Below are 25,970 nucleotides of genomic sequence, written 5' to 3'. Positions count from 1 at the left end.
TATTGGTGACCTGTTTTTCTAATTTCTGTGAATTCGGGGCGTCAATGAAGGATAGGAATCTATTAATCTAACCGCTCAATAATGGTTGCGTTCGCCATGCCGTGTCCTTCACACATTGTTTGCAGGCCATACCTGCCGCCGGTACGCTCTAGTTCATGAATCATCGAAATCATCAGGCGGGCGCCGCTTGCTCCAAGAGGGTGTCCGAGCGCAATTGCTCCTCCATTTGGATTCAGCTTCGCAGGGTCTGCGCCTGTTTCCTTTAGCCATGCCATTGGGACAGGTGCGAATGCTTCATTCACTTCGAATACATCGATGTCCTCAAGCTTCAGGCCGGCTTTTTTGAGGACTTTTTCTGTGGCAGGAATCGGACCTGTCAGCATCAGTGTCGGGTCTGAACCTACCACTACCCTTGTGTGGACTTTGAAGCGCGGTTTCAAGCCCAGCTCTTCTGCCTTTTCACGGCTCATCAACAGCAGTGCTCCTGCTCCGTCACTGATCTGGCTCGAGTTCCCGGCATGAATGACGCCGTCTTCCTTGAACACTGTTTTCAGTCCGGCCAATACTTCGGCTGTCGTTCCTTCACGCGGGCCTGAGTCCTCCGTCATCAACGTCGTTTCACCATTTTCAAGGGTGACCTCGAGCGGCATGATTTCTTTTTTGAAATAACCTTCAGCCTGGGCCTTCAAAGCACGGCGATGGCTTTCAGCAGAGAACTCATCGAGCTCCTGGCGGGTAAAACCGTATTTCTCCGCGATCCGTTCCGCGGACAGTCCCTGATGGATCATCTCGTATTGTTCTCTTAATTTAGGACTGAAAGGGTTGGCATCCTGGTAATTGGAGCCCATTGGAACACGAGTCATATTTTCAACGCCGCCGGCAATGACGACATCCATGTCTCCCGCAAGAATCGCCTGGGCAGCAAAGTGGACTGCCTGCTGGCTGGAGCCGCACTGGCGGTCAATCGTCGTTCCTGGTACTTCGATCGGGAAACCGGCAGTCAAAGCGGCCACTCTGGCAATATCTCCCGCCTGTTCTCCCGCTTGGGTCACACAGCCGAGGATGACATCTTCAACAAGCCCGGCATCGATTCCAGCCCGTTTCACAACCTCCTTCAAAACTCCAGCAGCCAGTTCATCCGGCCTGATATCCTTTAATAAACCCTTTCTTCTGCCGACAGGCGTCCTGACAGCTTCGACAATTACAACCTCACGCATGCTACATCTTCCTTTCTGAAAATCTAATTATCTATAATCCAAGGTTTTTAGCAATGATGGTTTTCATGATTTCATTCGTTCCTGCATAGATGCTGGCAACCGGAATATCACGGAACCTTCTCGCAATCTCGTATTCTTCCATATATCCATAGCCGCCATGCAGCTGCATGCATTCGGCAGCGATTTTTTTCGCGCTGTCTGTCAGCTTCCATTTGGCCATCGATACCTTTGTCACAACATCCTTGCCTTCGATATGCTCGGCAATCAGCTGGTCAAGGAAAGCCCTGCTCATCTCTATTTCTGTTGCCATCTCGACAATCTTGAATTGTGTATTCTGGAACTTGCTCACTGGCTTGCCGAATGCTTCTCGGCTTTTCACATATTCGATCGTCTGCTTCAGCATGACTTCAGATGCGGTCTGTGCGGCAATCGCGACAAGCAGGCGTTCCTGCTGGAGTTTTTCCATTAGATAAAGGAAGCCCTTCCCTTCTTCTCCAAGCAAATTCTCTTTTGGCACACGGCAATCCTCGAAAATGAGTTCCGCTGTATCCTGGCAGTGCAGCCCGACCTTATTCAATTTCCTGCCTCGTGAAAAACCTGGTGTATCGCGCTCAACGACAAGCAGGCTGACACCTTTATGCTTCGGGTTCGCCTTAGGATCTGTTTTACAGGCAACGACAATCAAATCAGATTGGATGCCGTTAGTAATGAATGTTTTTTGCCCATTTAAAATATAATGGTCGCCATCAAGGATTGCTGTCGTCTGGATATTCGCCAGATCCGAACCTGTCCCCGGCTCTGTCATCGCAATCGCGGTAATGATTTCACCTGTCGTACATTTCTGCAGCCATTTTTGTTTCTGTTCATCCGTACCATATGCGGTGATATACGGAACTACGATGTCATTATGGAGCCCAACACCAACCAGGCCTGAGCCTACCCGCTCGAGCTCTTCATTGATGACAACCGCGAAGCCCCAGTCTACTTCACTTCCGCCATATTCCTCATCAATGTCCGGGCAAAGATAGCCCTGCTCGCCCATCTTCTCCCAGAAAGATCGCGGGATCATTCGCTCTTCCTCCCACTGGTCGTAAAAAGGATATGCCTCCTTTTCTAAAAACTTCCTCAGTGACCTGCGGAAAATTTCATGGTCATCGGTTAAATAAGGGTGTTTCATTTTTGTATCTCCCCTTTTCTCTAAAACTATTAAAGCTTTACTTCATTCAGTTTCTGGCGAAGCTGGTATTTCAGGATTTTTCCAGAGGCATTACGTGGCAATGCTTCTTCGATAAAAATTCTTCTCGGAACTTTGTACCCGGCTAATTTTTGGCGGCAAAAGCTCTTAAGCTCCTGCTCATCAACAACTGCCTGCTGCTTTGGCACGATGACTGCACAGACTGCTTCTCCCCAAACTTCATCCGGAAGACCTATGATTGCTGCCTCCAGTACGGCAGGGTGTTCATAAAGGACTTCTTCGACTTCAATGGAATAGACATTTTCGCCGCCGGAAATGATCATGTCTTTTTTCCGGTCAACAAGAGTGATATATCCTGCTTCATCGATCGTGGCCAGATCACCTGTATAAAGCCAGCCATCTTTAATCGTTTTTGCCGTCTCTTCCGGCTTCTTGTAATATTCCTTCATGATGGATTCGCCTTTGATGACAAATTCACCCACAGCTCCAGGTTTAATATCCTTGCCTTCTTCATCCACCACTCGTGCTTCTGTCAGGAATGCCGCCTTTCCTCCCTTTCCGAGATGATGCTTATGCCCTTCAGGCCCAAGCAGGATGCCGCCGGGACCTGCCTCGGTCAGACCGCATAGATTGTAAAACTGATCAGTCCTGAATAATTCCATGCTCTTCCGAACCAGTTCCGGAGCCATTGGCGCGGCTCCATACCCGCATCTTTTTATCGATGAAAGATCGTAATCTGAAGCATTTGGAACCTGCAGCATAAAGTTGAACATTGCCGGGACACCGAAGAAATGAGTAATTTTATGTTCTTGAATCGCCTGCAGCGTTGTGACCGGGTGGAAATCACGGTGGATGATATGGGATGCGCCCAGTACGACACCAGAGATCAGGAATAAATTAAGCTGTGCCGAGTGGAACAGCGGGGCGATGTGGAGGATTCGTTCCTCCTGGTTAATGCCCATGCTGATCATCATCGTCAAACCGACATTGAAGACTCGTTTATGGTCAAACAGGGCACCTTTTGGCCTCCCGGTCGTCCCGGATGTGTACAGGATTTCAAGGTCATCGTCATCACTGACTAGAATTTGTGGTTCTGTAAAATTTTCAGATAGGACATTTTCGAATGAATGATGTCCAACTCCTTTAGGGGTTCCAGTCGTGATGACATGTGCCGCATTTGTTCCTTCACATGCTGAAGTGATGACCTCCTCGAACTCATCATCGCAAATAACCAGCATGGCACCGGACTGTTCCAGTATGTAATGGACCTCGGATGATGTCAGGCGGAAATTCACCGGCACGATGACCGTCCCGATTTTAGCTCCTGCAAAAAAAGCAAACACAAACTGATCAGAGTTCTTCATCATTAATGCCATTCTATCGCCTTTGTGAATGCCCAGACTGAGCAATCCGTGAGCAAGCTTGTTCACTTCCTCATTGAACTGCCGGTACGTATAACTTCTTCCTTCACAAACAATCGCAAGCTTCTCTGGTGTTTTCCTGGCATTTTGCGCTAAATATGACCCAATATCCATACAAACTTCCCCCCAGTGGTTATTTTAGAAAACGCATTCATCTTTTTGCATGCAATAATTATGCCAATTTTCCGAAAATGATAAATGCAGTTAAACCAAGTACTAGTCATTAATCGTGTTTATGGAAGTGTCCGGAAATTGAACACCTTGTTTGGACATATTGATGGGCAGTTTATTGGAGAAATCCTTGTTTAACGGCCAAATTCACAACTTTATTGGCTATAAACTTATTGGCGAACTGAAAAAAAATTGTTTTTTCCAGCTCGCCAGGAAATACAAAGTTAATCTTTATTTTTTCGACGGCTATGTACCCACGAATAATAGACACCCCAAAAAATCAGGGGCAGCAGAAATATCAGAAACCAGTTTTCTTTCGGCAGAAAGACGAAAAGTAGTATTCCTGCCAAAAAGAAAGGCGGCATCAGTAGCCAATATATTTTTGTGTCCATAGAGCCTCCTATACGCTCAGTTGGTATTTCTTTATTTTTTCATAAAGGCCTGAACGGCTGATGCCCAAAAGTCTGGCTGCCTTTGCCTTGTTGCCGTTTGTCTGGAAGAGGGCCTTCCTGATCGCACCAAGCTCGGCATCTTCCGCCAGGCTGATTTGTTCGATAAGTGGGCTGGATAGCTGCGAGAGTAAGTAATCCGGCAGGTCCTCTGCCTGTATTTTTCCATGCTCGGCAAAGGTCATGGCGCGCTCCAGGACATTCCGCAATTCACGCACGTTGCCTGGCCATTCATAGCGAAGGAGTGCGGTTTTTGCCTGTGATGAGATGCCGGTGATGCTCGTACCCAGCATTGAGTTCAGTTCTTTCATTAATCCCGTGATCAAATATTCGACATCCTGAACGCGGTCCCTTAACGGCGGAATATTCAAGGAAATGACATTCAATCGGTAATATAGGTCTTCCCTGAACTCCCCCTGCCTCACCATCTCTTCCAGGTTGCGGTTTGTCGCCGCGATAATCCGGACATCGACCTTTACCCTCACGTTTCCGCCTACCCTGTAAAACTCACGCTCCTGCAGGACTCTTAGCAATTTTGCCTGGAGAGACAGGGACATATCGCCGATTTCATCGAGAAAAAGCGTACCGCCATTGGCAAGGTCAAACTTTCCAATTTTGCCGCGCTGCTTTGCTCCCGTAAAGGCCCCTTCTTCATAACCGAAGAACTCTGATTCTAGCAGGTCCTCCGGGATGGCTGCGCAATTGACGACAACGAATTTACCTTCACTGCGGGCACTGCTGTTATGGATGGCATGTGCGAACAATTCTTTGCCTGTACCGCTTTCACCCCTGATCAGTACAGTTGATCTGCCTTTTGCTGCTTTGGCTGCACTTTTCTTTAATTTTTCCATGTAAGGATCCTTGCTGAAAATATGGTCCCATGTAAACCTGGCTGACTCAGATTTCTGCAGCTGCTGATGGTAAAAGCTAGCCTTGTTCTCCGCTTTTTGAAGTCGTTTGAACAACTCGCTGACCTCATTCAACTGGCGGAACATCACTTTGCCAATTGCTCCAATCACCTTGCCATCCTTCTTGATTGGAATCCGGTGGACAATATATCGAATCCCGTTCATTTCGTTAAAATCGCTGACTTCCGCCATTTCGGATTTGAACACATTGCCAAGCTTCAGTTGCGGAAGGACTTGCTCGACTGGTTTGTACAGCACTTCATTTTTTTCCAGGCTGAACAGTTCGAGCATTGGCGGACTGACCATGGTGATCATGTTCTTTTCGTCTGTCATCAGGATTCCATCGTATGCATTCTCGAGTGTCGTTTCGATTGTCAGCTTAAGTTTTTTGACTGTCTCTAGTTCTTCTGCCATTTTTTCAAATTCAGAAATATCCTGGAATAACAGGATTTTCCCTTCTTCATGATTCACTGTTTCATAGGATGATACATGAAGGATCGATTTGAATTTTTCATAATGATGAGGCGTGTCATCTCCGTTCAGCAACCCCGGAAAAATGTCGCCGAGTTTCCTGGAGATAATCGACTCAATGGTCCGCCCGCTGATTTTCACAAAAGCTTCATTTGCATAAATCATCTGCATATTGCCGTCAGTCATGAGCACACCGATATTGGAGTGGTGAAGGATTGTTTCCAGTTGGTCCTTAAGGGTATTCGCAGATTTCAGCAGAGCGACCACCATTTCGGTTTTGGTCAGTAAACCGATGACCTTATCCTCTTCATCCAGCACTACGCCTGTACCAACCTTGCTTGTTTTTACAATCTGCTCGATCTCATAATAAGGAGTATCGATTCGGATGGATCTCGCTTCTTTCTTTATGTATGGACGTATTGCCGTTTCAAGTGGACTTCCTTCAAGGATCATTTGGTACAAGCCGCTGCGGGTAAAAACGCCAAGAAGATTCTTTTCATTATCAGTAACAGGCAGCAGATTCCATTTCTTTTCCCGGAAGATTTCTACTGCCTCCTGCAAAGTTGTTTTCTCCGTGACCAGACAGTCAACAGGGGTGACGATATCCCTGAATTCAAGCATTCACTTCCCCCCATCCGTTAAAAATTTCTGAATATTATAACTTCAATTATATAACAATGTGGGGGAAAGTACACTTATTAGCCATGAAAAAACCTGCCCCCCAGGCGAGGAGCAGGTGATGATTTTTAGCGTGGAATGTTGAGTTTCTGGCCAATATACAGGTATTTAGCCGGATCGAGATTATTTGCTTTTACAATCGCATCGATGGTTGTGCCATATTTAACACTGATTTTCCACAGTGTATCTCCACTTACCACTGTGTGGATGACAGGCTGGGCAACCGGCGGTTCAGGAGCAGTTGTCGTTGGAATCGTAAGTTTCTGTCCGATATACAAGTACTTGGCTGGATCCAGATTATTCGCTTTCACGATACTATCAATTGTTGTGCCATATTTTTGGGCAATCTTCCAGAGAGTGTCCCCTGATTGGACCGTATATACCACTGGCTGTGGTGTCGGTGTCGGTTCAGGTGAAGCCGGAGCTGGCACCTTCAGTTTTTGCCCGATAGATAAATACTGATTTGGATCAAGATTGTTCAGTTTGACGATTTCGGAAATGCTGCTGTTGAATTTTGCAGCGATTTTCCACAGTGTGTCGCCGCTGATCACGGTATAGTCGATCGTGTTAGGAACTGACGGCGGAGTGGATTCAGCCACAAGCTCCACATCACTTACATTGATTGTACCGGTTACACCTTCTTTGACCAGTACCTCGTACCGGCCATTTTCAACTGTTTCGGACATTAACGGGAAAGTATCTCCTTTTCCAGCCGTATAGCCCTGACTCATTGGATAGACCGAAAGTTTAGCAGTTTCAGAGGTTACTCTCACTCGCTTTTCAGGCTGCAGCGCCTTGAACTCATAGCCGCCTTCAAATCTGACTGAATCTGCAAAAGAGATATAGCCGGTGTTTGCGTCTTCAATCACCATGACCCTGATAAAATAGTTTCCATTCGCTGCTTTGCCGCCATTAAAGTCGGTTCCATCCCAGGTGAAAGAATGTGTTCCTGCCTGGAATGATTGTCCAGCAACCACATTTTTCATATGCGCGCCTGCTGCGTTCGCAATATAGACTGATACCTTTGCCGGCTCTGCCAATGTGAATTGACCTGTTACCGTGTCGTTCACGCCGTCACCGTCCGGGTTGATTACGTCAGAGGTGAAGACAGCGTCCGCAACCACTTCTTTCAGTCTCCATTGCGGGATCTCATAGTCGCCGTCCTTGATGGTAACCGTCCCGGCTTTCTGGGCTGACTGTTTCGTCGCCGGGTAATTAAATGCTGTCTCGATGTAGTTGAAGTAGACATCATAGGTTCCGTCCGCAACAACTCGTCCTGCATTATCCGTTCCGTTCCAGCTTAAGGAATGGCTGCCAGGCAAAAGCTTCATTTTGCTGCCAGCGTAGACTTCAGCACCATTTTGCCAGATCATCAGCTGTACTTCTGCCGGACGGTTCAGGTTGAAAGGAATTTGTACATTTTCCGATCCGCCGTATTTCGGAGAAAACACGGACGGATTGATCAAAACCTGATCGAATAATGGCTTCGGATTCGTTTCCGCCACAACAGTCAGTTTTCCAAGCGGATAACCTTGCATCTGGTTGTAGCCCTGGTCTGATAAATACGCCTTCAGCTGGTATTCACCCGGAGGCAATGGAGCTTTCTTCGTATCATCCCATGGCACCCAATCTATTTTATGGACTGTTTTAAAATCTGTACTTGAAAGGTTGATTTTAGTCTGGACACCGTTGCCTACCGCTAAAATATGACCGCGAGTCGGCTCACTCGTCTTCAGCTCAAACGAAACATAGCCAGGTACATTGTTTCCCTGGTACGCAACAGTCCCTGTAGACTGACTGAAGGATGTGACCTCCGCCATTGCAGAAGCGAATTGCGGAAAGGAAACTGCCGCTGTAAAAAATAAAAGCATGAAAATTCTAATAAATTTCGTTGTCACTCTAGTTGTCCCTGCTCTCTCTTAAAATGTTATATTGCAAAAATATCATATTCGTTTTCATCATTTTCTACAACGCGAAAATTTTACCATAAGAAAAAGCCCTCTCCTATGACAGGAAAGGGCTTTTCATCATTTCGGCTGCATCCTGATCGCTCCGTCAAGACGGATTGTTTCACCGTTTAGCATTGGATTGATAATAATACTTTCAGCAAGCTGTGCGTATTCCTCCGGATAACCAAGACGCTGCGGGAATGGCACCATTTTTCCAAGCGAGTCCCTTGCTTCTGCCGGTAGCGAATCGAACATTGGAGTATGGAATAGGCCTGGAGCTATCGTCATCACCCTGATGCCATATGCAGCAAGTTCTCTTGCGATTGGCAGCGTCATGCCGACCACTCCGCCCTTTGAAGCACTATATGCCGCCTGCCCGATCTGGCCGTCGAACGCGGCGACCGACGCCGTATTGATGATGACTCCCCTCTCACCAAATTCATTTGGGTCATTCTGGGACATCTGCTCGGAAGCAAGCCTGATCACATTGAAGGTGCCGATCAAGTTGATGGAAATGACCTTAGAAAACATGTCCAGCGAATGGACGCCTTTCCTTGATAGCAGCTTTCCCGCCACTCCAATCCCGGCACAGTTTACAACCGTGTTGATGAAACCAAATGACTCGCTTGCTTTATTGACAGCATTCCTTACTTCTTCTTCACTCGTTACATCTGTTTTTATGAAAACTGCCTGCTCCCCCAGTTCTTTAACAAGAGCCTCGCCGCGTTCCTCTGACAAATCCAGAATCGCAGCCTTTCCTCCCTGGCCGATGATTTTCCTGACAGTCGCTTCCCCTAACCCAGATGCTCCTCCGGTAACAATCGCTTTAGTCTCGCTCATTTTCATTTTGACTGACCTCCACTTATATAAAGTTATGCTTTTATAGAAAGCAAGAATCATGCCAATGCTTTTTTCAAGGAAATAAAGAGAATTTGAGGGTAAGCTGTCCAAAATCAGGACAGTTTTTTCTGGAGAATGGACACTTTTGAAAGCGGGAAACTGAATCCTGAAGCTATTTTTTATGTTTTACCGATGGAGATTCGGCTTTATTCCCTGTTGGTACGAATATAATCCCTGTTGATTCAATTTTAATCCCCGTTGGAACGAATATATTCCCGGTTGAAGCCGATATATTCCCTGTTGGTCTGCAAAACTCATTTTTTTACCAGTATGCTGGTTTCCATGCAAAAAAGGCAGAGCCAAAGCCCTGCCCCCCAACACTATTAAGCTGCATTTCGTTTCGCTCTGTTCCTGAGCAACAGTTCCTCAAGTGCTCCTGATCCGAAGATGACGCCTGAGACGATGAAAATCAGGCCGAGCAAATGGGAGGATGTGACCCTTTCCCCGAGGAAGATTGCAGCGAACAAGATCGATAGGAAAGTATTCAGGTTCAGAAAGATTGACGCCTCGGCCGGTCCCGCTTGGCCAATGGCATAATTATAAAGCATGTGTCCTACTGCCGTAGCAAAAATCGCTGATGCAAAGAATACTCCCCATATTCCTGCTGAAGCATTCCCAAGACTTGCCAAACCAGCTGGCTCTTTCCACAATCCGATCAAGAACAATAAGAAGGAGCCGAAAACAAGCATGTATCCAGTCAATAGACGAGGATCCAATGTCTTCGCAGCTTTAGAAATAATGATGAAGCTGATCGCCTGTGAAAGGATTGAAAGAAACACATAGAAATCACCGATCGACATGCCTGACAACCCTGTATTTCCTGCCAGCACAGTCAATGTGACGCCGATTCCCCCGAAAATGAACCCAAGTGTCCGGACAAATGTCAGCTTCTTTCCCAGGAAAATAATAGCCATCATTGCTGTCAGAAGCGGTCCAAGTCCAAGGATCAAGCCGCCATTAACTGCCGAGGTCACCTTTAATCCAATTCCCAGAAACAGATGGTGTCCTGTTACATTCAGGATGCCGCCGCCAACAATATAGGTCCACTCTTTCCTTGAAGGCAGCCGGACTTTTTTTAAGAAAAAGAGAATGATAAATACCGAGATTCCCGCGGTGAACACACGAAGCGAGGTAATCGTAATCGGCGGGAAATTTCCCACGATTACTTTAAGTGCCGTTACATTCAGTCCCCACAGGAACATGACACCCGTTAGAATCATATATATTTTTAAATTTTTCATGATGTATCCTTCTTTCATTTAAACGATTAAAGCATAATTTCCATTCTACTCCTTTTTAAAAAAAGGGCAAGAGAAAGCCAATTAATTTCCACCCAAAATAATAAGTACCAAAAAGAAAGGAAATTTGAATCATTCCTAATAAATAGACTGCTAGGTTAAAAGAACGGTTTCATCTAAAATGCAGCAAAAACCGACAAAAACAGATTTGAATTTCAGAATGCTATTCGTGAGACAGATTCTTGCATTGAAAGGAGGTGAAAGGATGCACTTCCAACAACTAATCATTATTGGCATCATTGCTAGTGTTGCTTTATTGGTGCCAGACATGGCTTTCGCCGAAAAAGATTCAAACGCCGGAAAAGGGCCACAACCTTTGGCTGCCCAACAGGCTCCTCTGCCAAATAAGACAGCGAATACCGAGGCTTCAGCAAAATCTACTGGACAAACTGCGGTTAAAAAACAGCCAATCCAGAAAGAAGTTGTCCAGAAACCTGTCCAGGCCAAGACACCGGATAAGCCTGTCGATGCATTGAAAGCAAATGGGAAGGCTTCTTCATCGAAGAAAAATGAGAAAGCAGCACAACCTCAAAAAACCAAGGCATCGAACCCTGGAAATCCAAATCAGGCGAAACATAACCAAAAACACAGCAATAACCAAAATAAAAAAGCTGCGGTCAATTCCATACATACGAAAGATCCAGAAACAAAGCGAAGATCTCCCGGTTTGGAGGAAAAGGTTAAGCGATCAGAGAGGTTAGCCCAGCCACCGTCCTCTGTCAAAAAGACAGCAAATGCTGAAGGCAGAAAAGGGCCTGCTGCAAAAAAGGTTGAAAGCGATTCATCACAGTTTGAAAACAATTCATCTCAAGATGAAAGGGATCCATCCAAAAATGATCGTTATCCTCAAGGAGACAATCTGCCTAACCCTCCTTCACGCACGAAGGCTTCAGGGGGGCCATCCAGCGACCGGTCAAGTTATGGAAACTCAAGCACTTTTTTAACCGACAAATGGTTTATTTGGGATGAAGCATTTCACTTAAATCTCATACAGCCGTTCATGTCGCGCGTCACTGTTTTTCAGAGCCAGTGGGTGAATGCCCCACCTTCCCCACCACCGCTTGGAGCTCCTGTTTTTTTACCGTATACCGATGCAATTGCCACGGAATGACGATAATTAAAAGGGAGCGAATAATCATAATGAATAATTATATGAATGGAACTAAAGTTGTTAAATCTTTTATGCTAGCTGGAGTATTGTCAATCGGGGTACTAACTGGAGGCCATTTCACTCAGGCTGCCGGTCCGGAAAAAGTGAAGGTTGAACAAAAACATAACGAGAAGCCTGCGAAAGTCCAGGCTGCCAATAAAGCTGCTGTAAAAGCAACTCCTGCTGTTCCGGCAAATCCTGCAGTGAAGGTTCAGCCAAAAGCTGCAGCAAAGGTTGAAGCTAAGGTTGAAGCTAAGGAAAAGGCATCAAAATCACAGGCTGGCATTCATGCAAGCGAAACTGCCAAACAGCACGCGGCACCAAATGCAGCTGTCCACACAACGAATCAGCAAGTGCCTGTCGAAGAGGCATCAGTTGAAGAAGTTCCAACAGAAGAAGCTGTTACCCAGGAACCTGTCGTTGAAGAAGCAGTAGAACTTGAGCCAATCGTGACTGATGAAACTGATGCTGACTCTGAAGAAGCTGAAGGTACTGAAGCCACTGACTCAGACTCTGATTTAGAGGATGCAGCAGACCCTAAAGCAACTAAAGACGAAGAGGAAACAAAGCCAAAAGCTGACACTGAAATGAAAAAGGAAGACGATGAGAATTCAGATGAAGATTCTGAAGAAGAATCCAAAGACATCGACCTTGATGCAAAAGCTACTGTAAAAACAGAAGATGATGAAGATGATGACTCTGATTCTGATTCTGAAAATCTGGATTTTGATAAAGATGCAACTGTAAAGACTGAAGATGAAGATGAACACGAAGATGAACATGAAGACGAAAATGACAACGAAGACGAAGATACGCAAGAGAAGGTATCTCCTTCTGTTGCCAACAAAATGAAGTCTAAGGCTTTCAATGCTAGCGATGTTGCTAAAGAGAAAGCTAATGAAAATTCAGCTGTCGCTTTATCTGTTGAAGTGACTGAAAATGAGGTTACTGAAGAAGTTGTTACTGACGAAGAAGCTGCTGATGAAGAAGTTACTGAAGATTCAGTGACTGAAGATGAAGTGACTGAAGACGAAGTGACTGAAGATGAAGTGACTGAAGACGAAGCTACTGAAGACGAAGCTATTGAAGACGAAGCTACAGAAGACGAAGCTACAGTATCTCCTTCTATTGCCAACAAAATGAAGTCTAAAGCTTTTAACGCTAGCGATGTTGCTAAAGAGAAAGCTAACGAAAATTCAGCTGTTGCTTTGTCTGTTGAAGTGAGTGAAGAAGAAGCTACTGAAGAAGTAACTGANGAAGTNGTAACTGACGAGACTGCTACTGAAGAAATTGCTGAGGAAGTTGTCACTGATGATACTGCTACTGAAGAGGTTACTGAGGAAGTGGCTACGGACGAGACTGTTGCTGATGAAGCAAGAGTAAACCCTTCTGTTGCCAATAAATCTGCGTCTAAGGCTGCACATGCAAGTGAAATCGCGAAGAAATTCGCTGCTTTGATCTCTGCTGTACTTGCTGTTTTTGAAAAGCCGGCTGAAGAGTCTGCAGAATCTGTGACTGAGGAAGTCATCGTTGAAGTAGAAACTAAATAATGGTCATGCCAAAAGAGGGACTTCCAGTTTAGCTGGATGTCCCTTTTTCTATTAGTGGATGAGATTTCCCTTTGTCTGAGGGCTGTCCATCAGCCACATATTTTCTTCGTTGGCGACGATTAGTTCGTTGATGTCATATGTATGGTAGTACTTTTCTTTGATGAACGGATCTTTTTCTGCCAGTGCGATTGCTTCATCAATATTATCGCAGTTCAGGATGATCATCGCGTGATCGTTATTTTTGAATGGGCCGGCAATCATCAGTTGTCCTGCCTGGTTTAACTGCCTGAGATGGTCAATATGGCTTGCGAGCAACTTTGAATCGAGTTCTCCATTTCGTTTATCTTTCAGGATCACAACAAATTTACTCATCTACTAAGTACTCCTTTTCATAAAATCTTCCAGTCAATTATACCACTTCCTGATGATCCCGGGAGTTGTAAAGTGGAAAAACAAAAAGGAGGGGAGTAATTGAGCGCATCTGCGCATTACCTTCCCTCCTCTCTTACTGCTTCTTCCAGCAGTCTGTGAAACCTTTCCTCTCTCTGGTCAGCAACCAGGAAACTCTCATTTGCTAATTCTCTCAGGAGCTTCCTTTTTGCTCCCTCATCCTTGACAGTCGCTTTAATTTCTTTTCGGCTGGATGCAAGGAAATCAAGATAACTTTCATATTGTTGATCAAACATTTGCTCCAGCTGAACGCAAATCTTTTTAGCGAGTATCGGACTGGCCCCGGAGGTCGAAACGGCAATGTTCAATTTGCCTCTTTTTACAACAGAAGGGACTTGGAAATCGGATTCTTCAGGATCATCGGCAATATTGACGAGCTGAGTCGCGGCAGCATACTTTTTAACGGACAGGTTCGTTCCTCGATCATTTGTAGCAGCAATGATGATCAAGGCTCCTTCAAGATCCTCGCCTGAAAAATGCTTTGGCTTCCATATGATTTGCCCGGTCTCTGCCAGGCCCAGCAATCCGTCGGTCAAATCAGGGCTGATAACGGTAACTCGGGCCTTTGCATACAGTAACCCCTGGACCTTTCGTTGAGCCACCCTGCCACCGCCGACGACCACAGCCTCCCTGCCAGAAATTTTAAGATTCATCGAATATAGCATTCCTAAGCCTCCTCGCTAGATTGTCTGCAGCTTCATGGCTTCTTCCGCTCTTTGAAGGAGCAGATCGCCGAGACGTTCATCAAAGCCAAAAGCATTGCATAGGATAAACTCGTTCGTCGGCTTTTTACTATGGACTTCCTTCAGCTTCTCCTCCATCTTGGCCGTGAATCCACCCGTATACAAAAGATATGGGACTAGGAAAACTTTTGCATAATCCCGACAACTCAACAGTTTATCTGCATAAAAAGGATTTGTAGTTATATAGCCTGTATCTACCTTGGACCTCATTTTCTCCTGAAACAAGGCGGACAATTTCTCAAATTCAGCCGCAGCCTGTGAATCCCTGCTACCGTGTCCGACGAGCAGTACCATCTCTGTTTCACTGTCAGTAAAACCCTGTTCTTTCAAACGGTCCAGGATAATTTCAAGAGCCGTTTCATTTTCGCCGAGCGGTTTACCATAAAAGATTTTTACTTTTGGATACTTTTGCTTGACCTTTTCCAGTTGTGCTGGAATGTCTTCATTTGCATGAATTCCAGGGAGCAGCAGCACGGGTACGACAGTCACTTCTTCAGCCCCTTGCTTGATGCTGCTCTCAACTGCCTCAAAAATTGACGGGCTGGCATTCTCCAAATAACCATAGGAGGCATTCTTATCCGAACCTTTTGCGATTACCTTCTCGATGAATGACACAAATAACTCATTTCCTTGCTCATTTCTACTGCCATGGCTGATGTATACTGTTGCTTCCATTTCTTCTCTCCTTAACAACAATTCTATTAAACGTACGCAGCCTCTTTCCTGCACAAACGATCGATCACAGTGGTTTTATCTGGTGATTCTAACACCATATCCGCTTTCATACCATATTGCCTGGCAGCTTCTGCGGTTTTCACTCCCATGCAAATAATCTCGGATGTTTTCAGGAGCTGCTGCGGAATGGTTTCCTTAAGGATTCCCTCTTCTATGAATGTTTTTACAGAAATGCTGCATGGCAGAACAATGGTATTAACAGAAGCTTCCTCAAGAACTCTTTTAAAAATTGGTGTGAATTGTTCGTCGATGACTTTCTGTGATGTCAAAAACCTATCTGCGTGATCGTAATTGAGGGGGATCTCACGGTCACCAACGATTAACAGCTTGCCATGCTGCGGCATTTCCCCTTCTAGTTCCGCAAAAAAACCCTTATCTTTTAATGCTTTAACTGATTTTGCTGAGCAGCCGTAAAAGTCTGCCTTCACCCTTCTGACATCAATTCCTTCGGCAATCAGGACCTGAATAAATTCCCTGACACTTTCAGGGGATGTAAAAAGGATTTGCTCGTATTCAGCGATTCGCTTGATCACTCGTTGATCAATAGGCACAGTTACCCTCTTCCATTTTGGAAATTCGATTACGTCTGCACCTTGTTCCATCAATTCCCTCGCAAGTTCACTTTCATCCGTTCCGGTTCGAGCCAGAACTATTTGCTTTCCAAACAGCGGTTTCTTTTCAAACCAGTTCAATTTTTCACGAAGCGATACGATGTCACCAACGAGGGTGATGGCAGGGTTGGTAAAATTCACTTCCTCCGCTTTTGCGGCAATATTGGACAGAGTTCCTTCCAGAGTCTGCTGCCGTGAAAAGGTTCCCCATTGAATGAGGATGACCGGTGTTTCCTGTGACTTTCCATTCCTGATTAAGTTTTCACTGATATAGGGTAGATTTGAAATACCCATGTAAAAAGCAATGGTGTCAATTCCTGTTGCTAGACCATTCCAGTCCAGTTTTGGCTGGCCATTTTCGGACTTGTCATGGGCTGTCACGACCGCGAAGGATTCACCAAATTCTCGGTGTGTAACAGGGATTCCTGCATAAAGTGGTGCAGCGATTCCCGAAGTGATTCCCGGAACAATTTCAAAAGAAAGTCCATTCTCTGCCAGAGCAGCTGCCTCTTCGCCTACCCGTCCAAAAACCCCAGGATCGCCGCCCTTAAGGCGGACGACGATCTTTCCTTCAAGTACTTTTGCAACCAGAAGGTCATTGATCATTTCCTGGCGAAGGACGTGTCGGTCTGGGAGCTTGCCGCAGTATATTAGTTCGCAATCCGAGGGAGCATAATCCAGCAATTTTGGGTTGGCGAGCCGGTCATATAAAATGACCTCTGCCTTTTTGATCGCCTCTAACCCTTTTACTGTAATCAACTGTACGTCTCCAGGTCCTGCTCCGACTAAAAATGCTTTTCCTTTTTCCATTTGAGTTCCCGTCCCTTCAATGCTGTATAAAGTATAAACTTTTAACAATTGGATTAGAGTCCAGCTCCAGCGCCTAGCCCCTCCCCCCAGTCGCTTCCGCCTTTCATTGAGGGAGGTCCCTCTCACATTTTATATCTGTAAAAACACTTCGTTCTCTATGATTTCAACTTCATACGTTTTCACTTCACCTGTATCCGGTGCCTGAACTTTGCCGTCCTCCAGTGAAATTTTCAGGTCATAGACTGGACAGTAGATAAACTTCCCGCTTACGAGCGCATCGGCAAGGGTTCCGCCTTTGCGGTGAGGACTGCGGTTTTCGACAGCCTTGACGTCTCCGGTGGATATCCGGAACAAGACAATCTTCTCACCATTTACTGTGACTGCCTGCCCTGCCCGTTCAGGCAGGGAATCATAATCAGCTACTTTGATTCTTACTTTCGTTGTTTGCATTTTCACCCATCCTCCCTTATTCAACACTCACGCTGCGGACTTGATAGTACTTTTCTTTTATGCCGTTATCTGAGATCGCTTGCTGCCATGGCTCGTTATATCTCTCCAATGTCTTATCAAGTCTTTCGTTCAATTGCATTCTCTTGTTCGCATCAGCCAGGACTTCTTTGACATGTTCTAGACCCATTCTTTCAAGCCATGGTGCAGTCCTTTCAAGATAGGCTGCAGTTTCTCGGTAATACTGGAGGTATGCACCGGTGATTTCCAATGCTTCATCTTTCGTCTTGACCGTATCAAGCAGGTCTGCAGCGCGCAAATCGGTTCCGCCATTCCCGCCGATATAGATTTCCCAGCCGCCATCGACTCCGACAAAGCCAATGTCCTTGATTCCGGATTCCGCACAGTTCCTTGGGCAAGCAGAAACACCCATCTTCACCTTATGCGGGGTATCGAGTCTCTCAAACTTTTTCTCTAGCTCGATCCCGAGTCCCATTGAATCCTGGGTGCCAAATCGGCAAAATTTTTCGCCGACGCAGGTTTTTACGGTGCGCAATGTTTTTCCATACGCATAGCCTGATGGCATCCCAAGATCTTCCCACATAGCAGGAAGGTCCTCTTTATTGACACCAAACAAGCCAATCCTTTGTCCGCCAGTCAGCTTTACCAAAGGCACGTCGTACTTCTCGGCAACTTCCGCGATTTTTTTCAAATCAGCTGCAGTCGTCACACCGCCATACATCCTTGGCACAACCGAATATGTTCCATCTTTCTGGATGTTGGCATGCACTTTCTCGTTAACCAGCCTTGAATCGCGTTCATCCTTATAGCCTTCATAATGGACCATTCCAAGGTAATAGTTGATTGCCGGACGGCATTTTGAGCACCCTTCCTCCTGGGACCACCCAAGCACATTCATGACTTCCCTGACATTGGTCAATCCTTTTCCCCTGATTTCTGCGACTACTTCATCCTTGCTCAAAGTCGTACAGCCGCAAATACCTGCCTTTTTCGCCGAAGTATCATACTGGTCGCCAAGCGTATACGCGAGAATGTCGGATATGAGCGATTTGCATCTTCCGCAAGAACGGCCTGCGTTTGTGCAGCCTCCCACTTCGTCAATAGTCGTCAGTTCATTTGTCCTGATCGCATCAACAATCGTTCCTTTTGTGACACCATTGCAGCCGCAGACAAGTTCGTCATCGGCCATCGCTGCTACATCGCCCGCTTCTCCTCCTCCACAGCATCCATTTGCTTCAAGAATCGAGACACTTGTCATGCCGCTGATGTCTTCCCTTTTCGTCAGCATCCTGAACAGGCGGTTGCTGTCCTTCGTATCACCATAAAGCACAATCCCGGCAATCCGGTTGTCACGAATGACAATCTTCTTGTAGATCCCATCAAACTCATTGTGGACCTTGATTGATTTCGTACCCTCGTCATCACCGATTTCACCTGCTGAAAACAAATCACACCCAGAAACCTTCAACTGCGTGCCGCATATTGTTCCTTCATAAGGGTTGGTTGGGGTACCCGCAAGTTTAGCTGCAAGTACTTTTCCCTGTTCATACAGCGGCGCTACCAGCCCATAAACGATTTCTCTATGTTCCGCACATTCACCGACAGCATAAATATTGTGCATATCCGTTTCCATATAGTCATTGACGACAATCCCTCTGTTGACATAAATGCCGCTGTCTTTTGCCAGTTGGACATTAGGCCGGATTCCGACCGCCATGACAACAAGGTCTGTCTGGATTTCAGTACCGTCTGAGAATCTCAGTCCTGTTACCCTTTCTTCTCCTAAAATTTCCGCGGTCTGCTTTTCAAGCAAAAAATTCATGCCCTGGGTTTCCAGCTCATTTTTCAGCATTCCAGAAGCCGTTTCATCAAGCTGCCTTTCCATCAGATGTGGCATCAAATGGACAATATCGACTTCCATGCCCAAATTCAGCAAGCCTCTTGCTGCTTCCAGACCTAACAGCCCTCCGCCAATGACCGCTGCTTTTTTATACCGTTTAGAATCTTTGATCATCATTTCACAATCATGGATATCACGGAACCCCACGACTCCCTTTTTATCAGATCCAGGTACAGGCAGGATAAACGAGCTAGAGCCGGTAGCTATTATCAATTCATCATAGTCCACTCTTCGTCCTTGATCAGAAATGACTTGCATCTTTTCCTTGTCAATTTCGACGACTTCTTCTCCTGCAAAGAGTTGTATATCGTTACTCTTATACCAATTCCAATCATTCATGATGATATCATCAATCGACTTATCTCCCTGAAGTACTGTAGATAACATAATTCTATTGTAATTAGGATGAGGTTCATTCCCAAAAATAGTGATTTCGTATCCCTCCGGCTGGAGTTTAAGCAGTTCTTCAATTGTTCTTACTCCGGCCATACCGTTTCCTATCATGACTAGTTTCTTTTTCATCTTGTTTGTCCTCCTATAGTGTCCAATGCGGAGTTTTCATTAATGATCTTTACTCTATGTATAAATTGTATTGTGATTTAAGTCTCCTGGTTGTGAAGTTCGTCACACTTTCACTAAACTTTGTGCATACATTCACAAATACTTCAAAATTAACAAATTTAGGCTTCCATCAAAAATCTGTTATTCTTTGGGCTAAATAGGGTAATCAATATGTAAGTGTTTTTCACCGTACTATGGAAAGGAGGCTTATTGTATGATCATTGTTTATTTAAGCATCGCTGTCATTGTGGCTGCACTCGCTTATCTTGGATTTGTTGCATTTAAGACATTCAAAGAAGCTAAGCCAACTATTGACGGCCTTCAAGAGACAGCAACACGCGTCCAGAATAAAACCAATGCGATCAAAGAAGAAACGGATTCACTAAAATTTAAACAGCAAAAGCTGATGACTGATTTTGAAAAGAAAAAGAAAGCTGTCAATTCGGTTGTATTTTCAGTAAAACAGACACCTGTTGAATTCAAGAACGCACTTGTTGCAAAACCTGTCGCTGAACTTGAACAGAAATATAAGGCAAGACAATGGAACCGCAAGCGCCGTAATCGTACAATGCAGCCACAATAAAACAGGGCACCCGCCCTGTTTTTTATTTGCCTTTGACCAGTGACTATCTTCCTATATTTTTACATCGAAATATTTCCCAATCACACTAAAATCCTGCAAAATCAAGCGTTATGCCACCGAGACCCATTTTTAGTAGTTTTGTACGATTGCCGAAATAATTTTTACTAATTATTATGTATAAATATACAAAATTATTTTGGAGGAATACATACATGAAGTACAAAAAGATTATTACGGGGGTTGTAGCTGCAAGTTTGCTGGCTTCCGCTCCATGGTCTCCGGCACTAGCTGAGTCTTCGAAGTGGAATTATGTTAATGCTTATGAAGAAAAGGACGGCAGCTTGTTCAACAGTGAAAACTATGACTTTATGAAGTTCTCGGAAATCGGCGATAAGCTGGCACAAATCGAAAAGCAATCCAATCGTGTGAAGGTTGAAGTAAAAGGCCATTCATCAACAGGACAGCCTCTTTATGTCGTTACGATCGCTGCACCAGATTCTCAGGGCAAGTTTGGCAAGATCCAGGCTTTAAGAAAACAAATGTTCAAAAACCCTGGCAAGGCTCAGGAGTGGATTGAAAACAATCCAGACTTCAAGGTACCAGTCATGATCAATGGTTCAATCCATGGAACAGAGTTTGTCGGCAGCGACGCCGTCATGCAGCTAATTGAACGATTTGCGCTTGAAAACGACGAGACCACGACCGAAATCCTCGAGAACAATATATTGATCTTCAATGTGGTGCAAAATCCTGATGGACGTGTCGATGCGACCCGTTTCAACGGAGAAGGAATCGATTTGAACCGTGACTTCATCACCCAGTCACAGCCGGAAACCCAGGAAACCGTTTCACTGATCAAAGAATGGAATCCAATGGTCTTCCTTGATACACATGGCTACGTAAAAGGTTACGCGCCAAATAAGCAGGGTCTCATTGAGCCTTGTACCGTTCCGCACAATCCGAATTACGAATATGACCTTTACCAAAAATGGGCAATGGATCAGGCAAAAGCGATGGAAAATGAAATCATGTCTGACAAGGAAAGCTTCACCGGCAGCCTGTATCAATCGATGGTGGGGACCTATATTCCCCAGCGTGATGACGCAGAAGGCTGGGATGATTATCCGCCGATCTTTACGCCAATGTATGCGATGTACCATGGTGCATACGGCCACACGCTTGAAGCGCCAACGAATGATACTGACGGCGTCCGCTGGATGTATGATGCCATCATGGGTGCACTGAAAAATGCCACGGATAACAAGCAGGAAATGATCAAGGACCAGATTGAAATGTTCAAGCGAGGCATCAATTTTGATCATCCGTTCCATGACGAAGGCTTCTTCCCTACTGCCTATGTACTGCCTGTTGATCAGGAAGATCCAACCGTAACACATAAGGCTGTTAAGCATCTGCAGAAAAACGACATCGAAGTCGTCCAGGCTTCGAAAGCTTTTACAGCAGACGGAAAATCTTATCCAAAAGGCACATACATTGTCAAAATGGACCAGGCAAAGGCCGGGCTTGCCAATACGATGTTATGGGATGGCGAGGATATCACTGAGGATGTCGACTCCATGTACGATATTTCAGCGTGGAGCCTTCCAGAGCTTTGGGGCTTTGAGGCAGTAGCTGTCCAGGATGAATTCAATGTAACTGCAACGAAAGTGAACCAGATCCAGGAACAAGGATCAGTTAGCGGCAAAGGGCCCTTCCTGATTCCAAACAGTTCTGTAAAAGCGGTTCAACTTGCCAATACGCTCATGCAGCAAGGCGTTTCCGTAAAACGCGATGAAGCAGGGAATTTTTACACAGAAGCTGCCGCGAATAACATTGGCTCAGCTGTAAAACAATCCGGACTGCATATCGAATCGGCAAAGATACCTGCTGAAGCAGTAGAAGTTAACAGCCTTAAAGTAGCGATCCTTAAGGACGGCGGCATGAATAAGGCACAGTCCCATTCAGGAACAAAACTTGCATTGAAACGCCTTGGTTTCGATGTTACAGAGGTCACCCCGGCCGAAGTTGCACAACAGGGACTGACGGGTTTTGACGTATTCGTTTACAGCGGTACCGAAGGGCTGATTGCCAAAACTCAATCACGTGCAGCCAATCAGGAATTTGGCTTCGAGAATCCTGGCCAGTTTGATATCTTTAAAATGAATGTTGAAGAATTTTTAAATAATGGCGGGAAGTATATCGCGGTCGGTGCGGGTGCTTCACTTGCGACAAAGACATTAGGCCTTACAGATAACACGATTGTCGTTGCAGGCTACAACAGCAACGGAATCGCGAAAGTTGATTACAGCGGCGAAGGTATGACTGGCGGTTACAGCGAGGACGATCTCGGCTTCGTCTATCGTCCTGTCTGGTATGAAAATACAGGGGATGATGAAGTTGCTGCAACATTTGACGACAACACTGAATTCTTTGTTGCCGGGCACTGGAAAAACAATCGGGCAGCTCAAGGAAAAGCAGTCATCGTTAAAGAACAGGATAAAGATGTAACGCTGATCGGACTTGAAGCGGGCTTCCGCGATCACACAGACTACCTGTTCCGTCTCCTTTCCAATAGCATTTTTGAAAAATAAGCATGCAAAAAGCATCGGGCGACCGATGCTTTTCAGCTGTTTGTATAGTGTTTTTCCAGAAGCAGATAATCACTCGTCTTCTGGACTTCGATATGATTCGCAAGTGCAAATTCTTCAAGTTCGTCAATAAGCTGCTCGCTGTAAAAATGGGCCACTCCGATATTGAACCCGCCGTACACCTTGATAACGGCATTTTTCGTCGACCAGCCGATCCTTCCGAATTTTATCGCCTTGATATCAAAGCGAGTTAAGGTCCTTCTGTAAATGGTTAATTTGAAAAGGTTAATATTATATTCAAGCTTATTTGAGGATATCCTCAACTCGAGTTGAAGCAGAATCATGATAATGGCGATAAATGTGATCATAAATTGGAGGAATATATTTTGATGGAAGAACAACACCGAAACGATCATGATATACATGGCATATTTCGGCAATCTGCCTGGATAAGTCATCTAACGCCTCCTTTTCTTGATTTTATTTTACCATATAAATCCAAATGAGGATACAGGAAAGGATCACCTTTTCAGGTGATCCACTTCATTAAAGGTAAAGACCTGCCAGGAAGATTCCCAGGGCTTCTTCATAAATCTCATCGAATTGGGACAGCGGCAGCGGGTTGATTCCAAATCCGAGCTCGACGGTGAAACCCGGCCGGCGCCAATCCTGGATGAACCAGTCCTTATATCCGGCATAGCTTTCGATCGTTTTTACCGGCTGATAGCCGCTTACCCGGCCAAATTCATTGACCATCGCCTCCGATTCCGGCGGTTCGAGATTTTCAAAGCCCCAGTAAATCACTTCTCCCTGGGTATGGAAGGCGAGAACCCTTGAGAAATCCCTTCTGCGTGTAAGTTCTGCCATGGCGATTGCTTCCGGCTCTGATAATGGCTTTTCGCCTCCATAATCCCTTGGGCCAGGCTGGCTTGGATTCCTTGCTTTTTCTTTTTCCCATTCTGCCGGGAATTGGTCATTCAGGTCCACTCCTCTTATATTCGCCTTCCAGCCGCTGAAGTCCATGCTTCCTCTATTCCATTCTACTACTCTTTCATTCCATGGCTCCTCTTCGGGTGGTCCATTGAGTACCAGGTCGACACCATCAGGGTTGACCATCGGGACAATCGACAAAGTCGTCAGTTTGTATAAGTTCAGCATTGACAGCCCTCGTATCGAGGATTGATTCGTCAGCGCAAGGAGATAGTCATTAAGGAAAGTCATGAGGACCGGCGTGGTGATCCATTCATTCGCATGGAATGAACCATTGTAATGGACCTTCTTATTTCCACTGCCGATCAATGCTTCAGGAATCCTTTTTCCTAAAACAGAGTTGCCGATCGACGGCACTTGCATAAATGGGTATACATTTTCCAATCGCCTTAAATCGCTCATCAGTGAGCCATAATCGTAATTTTTTTTACCCTGGACAATCCGCCAGGTTATCCTTGTTGGCACTTTGATCATCTGGCCAATGTACAATCCATTTGGATTGATATTCCGGTTGGCCAGCAGCAGAGCATCCACCTGGATATTTCGGCTCCGGGCAATTTGCCAGAGAGTATCCCCCGCACGGATCCGGTAATCCACAGCGGCATAACCGGGGATCTTCACAGTCCGGCCCACAGTCAGTGCGTTCGGATCCAAATCGCGGTTGGAATCTATGATTAACTGGAGCGGGATGTTGAAAAGGTTGCTGTAATACCAAAATGAATCTCCTCTTCTCACATATATATCCATAGTGCGCCTCCTGTTCTTTCAAAAGTTGCATCTATACATATGTATGTGAGTACCTATAGAAACTATTTCAGAAGATGAAAATTAACCTGATATTTTCATGCCCCGTAGGAAGGTGATCACTGCCAGCTTGTAGCTTTCATCCAAGTCAAGCGGCATACCGAAACCGCCTTTCTGCTCCAGAGAAGCGAAACCGTGCATGATGCTCCTTAAACCGCGTACAGCATGAATGGCTTCATCGTCCGACAAATTAAAAGGCTGAATTTTGGAAATGACCAGCCTGACAATCCTCTCACCGGCACGATTGACTTGTCCATCTGAAGGATCAGGCGCTGACAAAGCAAATTCATAAAGTCCGGGATTTTCCCTGGCAAAGGATAGATAGGCATCTGTTATCGCCAAGACTGATTCCTCACCTGGAGACTTTTCCAATGCTTCAGCCTCAAGTCCGTCGTACAGTTTTTCAAGAGAAAACAGAGCGAGCTCCCTCTTGATTCCGGGAAGGCCTTCAAAATGGTTATATAATGATGGTGGTTTTATGTTAAGCTTCTTTGCCAGCAATGCAAGCGTTACATGATCACTACCCTGCTCATTCGCAAGCTGGGCTGCTGCCAATACAATGGTCTGTTTATCGAGTGCGATTTTCGGTCTTGGTGACATTTTTTAAGCTCCTTTGTTTTGTAAAAATGCTTCTGCCTTTTGGATAGCTTTTTCAATTTGAGTCACAGGTCCCCGAAGCAATTCCCCATGACCTACAGCGAGAATAGTTGGTTTTAGCCCGCGAACTTTTTTCGCGCTTTGCAATGCCAGATTCTTGTTCCATGTAGCCATCGCCGGAAAAGGAAACCATGGCACTGTCACACCGGATACAGCTGTCCCGCCTCTAGTCTGGAATGCGTCACCAGCAATCAGGGAATTTGTTCTTTTATCCAGGAAAGACATCGATCCAGGTGTGTGACCTGGAGTTTCAAATGCGATTAACGAGCCGATTTCATCCCCTTCCCTAAGTAACACATCAGGTTTTATTTTGATGTTCTTCGGTACTCCCCCACGAATCGGTGTCTGAGGTTCAGTTGGGTCAAGTGATGTATCACCGGCAAGAAGGCGTGAATCACGGGCAGATATATAAATAGGGACATCCAGCTTTCCCTTCAATTCAACAAGTGCTCCAATATGGTCGCTGTGGGCATGTGTCAAAACGATTCTTTTGATTGGTTTCCCAATTTGTTCTGCTGCATGCAAAATAGGTTTTGCACTGTTCGGCAGCGCTGCATCAATTAAAGTCAGCCCCTCCTCTTCTTCTATAAAATAACAATTCACCGGAAAAACTTTTGGCATGAATGTTAACTGATATAAAAAACCTTCTTTGATCACCCTCATTTGAAACCCCTCCAAGGCAAAACTAATATCGTTAGTTTTACTTTAACTAA

The 25,970-nt window shown here is 45.4% G+C and carries 21 protein-coding genes; 4 read left to right on the top strand and 17 right to left on the bottom strand.

The window, feature by feature from the left end:
- Positions 1-62: 62 nt before the first annotated feature.
- The 7 genes from ACNAZ4_RS19310 to ACNAZ4_RS19280 form a co-directional block, all read right to left on the bottom strand.
- On the bottom strand, positions 63-1,217 hold the full coding sequence (locus tag ACNAZ4_RS19310) for a thiolase family protein (protein ID WP_415817162.1): 1,155 nt from the start codon (positions 1,215-1,217) through the stop codon (positions 63-65).
- Between the two features lie 31 nt (positions 1,218-1,248).
- Positions 1,249-2,394, bottom strand: a complete 1,146-nt coding sequence (locus ACNAZ4_RS19305; protein ID WP_415817160.1) for an acyl-CoA dehydrogenase family protein — start codon at positions 2,392-2,394, stop codon at positions 1,249-1,251.
- 29 nt (positions 2,395-2,423) lie between these two features.
- On the bottom strand, positions 2,424-3,947 hold the full coding sequence (locus ACNAZ4_RS19300; protein WP_415817158.1) for a class I adenylate-forming enzyme family protein: 1,524 nt from the start codon (positions 3,945-3,947) through the stop codon (positions 2,424-2,426).
- Between the two features lie 457 nt (positions 3,948-4,404).
- Positions 4,405-6,453, bottom strand: coding sequence for a sigma 54-interacting transcriptional regulator (locus ACNAZ4_RS19295; protein WP_415817156.1), 2,049 nt, complete (start codon positions 6,451-6,453; stop codon positions 4,405-4,407).
- 125 nt (positions 6,454-6,578) lie between these two features.
- On the bottom strand, positions 6,579-8,408 hold the full coding sequence (locus ACNAZ4_RS19290; protein ID WP_415817155.1) for a LysM peptidoglycan-binding domain-containing protein: 1,830 nt from the start codon (positions 8,406-8,408) through the stop codon (positions 6,579-6,581).
- A gap of 129 nt (positions 8,409-8,537) precedes the next feature.
- On the bottom strand, positions 8,538-9,305 hold the full coding sequence (locus ACNAZ4_RS19285; protein WP_415817154.1) for a 3-hydroxyacyl-CoA dehydrogenase: 768 nt from the start codon (positions 9,303-9,305) through the stop codon (positions 8,538-8,540).
- A gap of 377 nt (positions 9,306-9,682) precedes the next feature.
- Positions 9,683-10,600 carry a DMT family transporter gene (locus ACNAZ4_RS19280; RefSeq protein ID WP_415817152.1) on the bottom strand — a complete coding sequence of 306 codons (918 nt, stop codon included), beginning with the start codon at positions 10,598-10,600 and terminating at the stop codon, positions 9,683-9,685.
- 262 nt (positions 10,601-10,862) lie between these two features.
- Here ACNAZ4_RS19280 and ACNAZ4_RS19275 point away from each other — a divergent pair, with 262 nt between their 5' ends.
- Together ACNAZ4_RS19275 and ACNAZ4_RS19270 are read left to right on the top strand one after the other, a co-directional pair.
- Positions 10,863-11,768: a hypothetical protein gene (locus tag ACNAZ4_RS19275; protein ID WP_415817150.1), complete on the top strand. Its 906-nt coding sequence runs from the start codon at positions 10,863-10,865 to the stop codon at positions 11,766-11,768.
- Between the two features lie 1,301 nt (positions 11,769-13,069).
- On the top strand, positions 13,070-13,357 hold a 288-nt coding region (locus ACNAZ4_RS19270; protein ID WP_415817148.1), incomplete at its 5' end, for a hypothetical protein.
- Positions 13,358-13,408: 51 nt separating this feature from the next.
- On the opposite strand, the gene ACNAZ4_RS19265 is transcribed toward ACNAZ4_RS19270, so the two are convergent.
- From ACNAZ4_RS19265 to nirB, 6 genes are all read right to left on the bottom strand, one after another.
- Positions 13,409-13,729, bottom strand: coding sequence for a YciI family protein (locus tag ACNAZ4_RS19265; RefSeq protein WP_415817146.1), 321 nt, complete (start codon positions 13,727-13,729; stop codon positions 13,409-13,411).
- Positions 13,730-13,845: 116 nt separating this feature from the next.
- Positions 13,846-14,472, bottom strand: a complete 627-nt coding sequence (locus ACNAZ4_RS19260; RefSeq protein ID WP_415817144.1) for a precorrin-2 dehydrogenase/sirohydrochlorin ferrochelatase family protein — start codon at positions 14,470-14,472, stop codon at positions 13,846-13,848.
- A gap of 15 nt (positions 14,473-14,487) precedes the next feature.
- Positions 14,488-15,225 (bottom strand): sirohydrochlorin chelatase, encoded by a 738-nt coding sequence (locus ACNAZ4_RS19255; protein ID WP_415817142.1) that lies wholly within the window; start codon positions 15,223-15,225, stop codon positions 14,488-14,490.
- 26 nt (positions 15,226-15,251) lie between these two features.
- Positions 15,252-16,706 (bottom strand): uroporphyrinogen-III C-methyltransferase, encoded by a 1,455-nt coding sequence (cobA, locus tag ACNAZ4_RS19250; protein ID WP_415817140.1) that lies wholly within the window; start codon positions 16,704-16,706, stop codon positions 15,252-15,254.
- A gap of 129 nt (positions 16,707-16,835) precedes the next feature.
- Positions 16,836-17,156: a nitrite reductase (NAD(P)H) small subunit gene (locus tag ACNAZ4_RS19245; RefSeq protein WP_415817138.1), complete on the bottom strand. Its 321-nt coding sequence runs from the start codon at positions 17,154-17,156 to the stop codon at positions 16,836-16,838.
- Positions 17,157-17,172: 16 nt separating this feature from the next.
- On the bottom strand, positions 17,173-19,596 hold the full coding sequence (nirB, locus tag ACNAZ4_RS19240) for a nitrite reductase large subunit NirB (RefSeq protein WP_415817136.1): 2,424 nt from the start codon (positions 19,594-19,596) through the stop codon (positions 17,173-17,175).
- 253 nt (positions 19,597-19,849) lie between these two features.
- Here nirB and ACNAZ4_RS19235 point away from each other — a divergent pair, with 253 nt between their 5' ends.
- Together ACNAZ4_RS19235 and ACNAZ4_RS19230 are read left to right on the top strand one after the other, a co-directional pair.
- Complete coding sequence (locus tag ACNAZ4_RS19235) at positions 19,850-20,218, top strand: DUF948 domain-containing protein (protein WP_415817134.1); 369 nt, start codon at positions 19,850-19,852, stop codon at positions 20,216-20,218.
- 212 nt (positions 20,219-20,430) lie between these two features.
- Positions 20,431-22,809: a M14 family zinc carboxypeptidase gene (locus ACNAZ4_RS19230; protein WP_415817132.1), complete on the top strand. Its 2,379-nt coding sequence runs from the start codon at positions 20,431-20,433 to the stop codon at positions 22,807-22,809.
- A gap of 32 nt (positions 22,810-22,841) precedes the next feature.
- On the opposite strand, the gene ACNAZ4_RS19225 is transcribed toward ACNAZ4_RS19230, so the two are convergent.
- The 4 genes from ACNAZ4_RS19225 to ACNAZ4_RS19210 form a co-directional block, all read right to left on the bottom strand.
- A complete protein-coding gene (locus ACNAZ4_RS19225; protein ID WP_415817130.1) occupies positions 22,842-23,264 on the bottom strand; it encodes a hypothetical protein in 423 nt (140 codons plus the stop codon).
- A gap of 88 nt (positions 23,265-23,352) precedes the next feature.
- Positions 23,353-24,543, bottom strand: coding sequence for a M14 family zinc carboxypeptidase (locus ACNAZ4_RS19220; protein WP_415817127.1), 1,191 nt, complete (start codon positions 24,541-24,543; stop codon positions 23,353-23,355).
- A gap of 81 nt (positions 24,544-24,624) precedes the next feature.
- Entirely contained in the window at positions 24,625-25,200 is a 576-nt protein-coding gene (locus ACNAZ4_RS19215; RefSeq protein WP_415817125.1) for a TetR/AcrR family transcriptional regulator, read from the bottom strand.
- 3 nt (positions 25,201-25,203) lie between these two features.
- Positions 25,204-25,920: an MBL fold metallo-hydrolase gene (locus tag ACNAZ4_RS19210; RefSeq protein WP_415817123.1), complete on the bottom strand. Its 717-nt coding sequence runs from the start codon at positions 25,918-25,920 to the stop codon at positions 25,204-25,206.
- Between the last annotated feature and the right edge of the window lie 50 nt (positions 25,921-25,970).

This window comes from Mesobacillus thioparans (assembly GCF_965138835.1).
In the GTDB taxonomy this organism is placed as follows: Bacteria; Bacillota; Bacilli; order Bacillales; family Cytobacillaceae; genus Mesobacillus; species Mesobacillus thioparans.
This window is presented reverse-complemented; position numbering and strand designations above follow the sequence as displayed.

Excerpts from the sequence above, each read along its gene's own strand:
- ACNAZ4_RS19310 (WP_415817162.1), bottom strand. The coding sequence starts at position 1,217 with ATGCGTGAGGTTGTAATTGTCGAAGCTGTCAGGACGCCTGTCGGCAGA.
- ACNAZ4_RS19305 (WP_415817160.1), bottom strand. The coding sequence starts at position 2,394 with ATGAAACACCCTTATTTAACCGATGACCATGAAATTTTCCGCAGGTCA.
- ACNAZ4_RS19300 (WP_415817158.1), bottom strand. The coding sequence starts at position 3,947 with ATGGATATTGGGTCATATTTAGCGCAAAATGCCAGGAAAACACCAGAG.
- ACNAZ4_RS19295 (WP_415817156.1), bottom strand. The coding sequence starts at position 6,453 with ATGCTTGAATTCAGGGATATCGTCACCCCTGTTGACTGTCTGGTCACG.
- ACNAZ4_RS19285 (WP_415817154.1), bottom strand. The coding sequence starts at position 9,305 with ATGAAAATGAGCGAGACTAAAGCGATTGTTACCGGAGGAGCATCTGGG.
- ACNAZ4_RS19280 (WP_415817152.1), bottom strand. The coding sequence starts at position 10,600 with ATGAAAAATTTAAAAATATATATGATTCTAACGGGTGTCATGTTCCTG.
- ACNAZ4_RS19275 (WP_415817150.1), top strand. The coding sequence starts at position 10,863 with ATGCACTTCCAACAACTAATCATTATTGGCATCATTGCTAGTGTTGCT.
- ACNAZ4_RS19265 (WP_415817146.1), bottom strand. The coding sequence starts at position 13,729 with ATGAGTAAATTTGTTGTGATCCTGAAAGATAAACGAAATGGAGAACTC.
- ACNAZ4_RS19260 (WP_415817144.1), bottom strand. The coding sequence starts at position 14,472 with ATGCTATATTCGATGAATCTTAAAATTTCTGGCAGGGAGGCTGTGGTC.
- ACNAZ4_RS19255 (WP_415817142.1), bottom strand. The coding sequence starts at position 15,225 with ATGGAAGCAACAGTATACATCAGCCATGGCAGTAGAAATGAGCAAGGA.
- cobA (WP_415817140.1), bottom strand. The coding sequence starts at position 16,706 with ATGGAAAAAGGAAAAGCATTTTTAGTCGGAGCAGGACCTGGAGACGTA.
- ACNAZ4_RS19245 (WP_415817138.1), bottom strand. The coding sequence starts at position 17,156 with ATGCAAACAACGAAAGTAAGAATCAAAGTAGCTGATTATGATTCCCTG.
- nirB (WP_415817136.1), bottom strand. The coding sequence starts at position 19,596 with ATGAAAAAGAAACTAGTCATGATAGGAAACGGTATGGCCGGAGTAAGA.
- ACNAZ4_RS19235 (WP_415817134.1), top strand. The coding sequence starts at position 19,850 with ATGATCATTGTTTATTTAAGCATCGCTGTCATTGTGGCTGCACTCGCT.
- ACNAZ4_RS19230 (WP_415817132.1), top strand. The coding sequence starts at position 20,431 with ATGAAGTACAAAAAGATTATTACGGGGGTTGTAGCTGCAAGTTTGCTG.
- ACNAZ4_RS19225 (WP_415817130.1), bottom strand. The coding sequence starts at position 23,264 with ATGACTTATCCAGGCAGATTGCCGAAATATGCCATGTATATCATGATC.
- ACNAZ4_RS19220 (WP_415817127.1), bottom strand. The coding sequence starts at position 24,543 with ATGGATATATATGTGAGAAGAGGAGATTCATTTTGGTATTACAGCAAC.
- ACNAZ4_RS19215 (WP_415817125.1), bottom strand. The coding sequence starts at position 25,200 with ATGTCACCAAGACCGAAAATCGCACTCGATAAACAGACCATTGTATTG.
- ACNAZ4_RS19210 (WP_415817123.1), bottom strand. The coding sequence starts at position 25,920 with ATGAGGGTGATCAAAGAAGGTTTTTTATATCAGTTAACATTCATGCCA.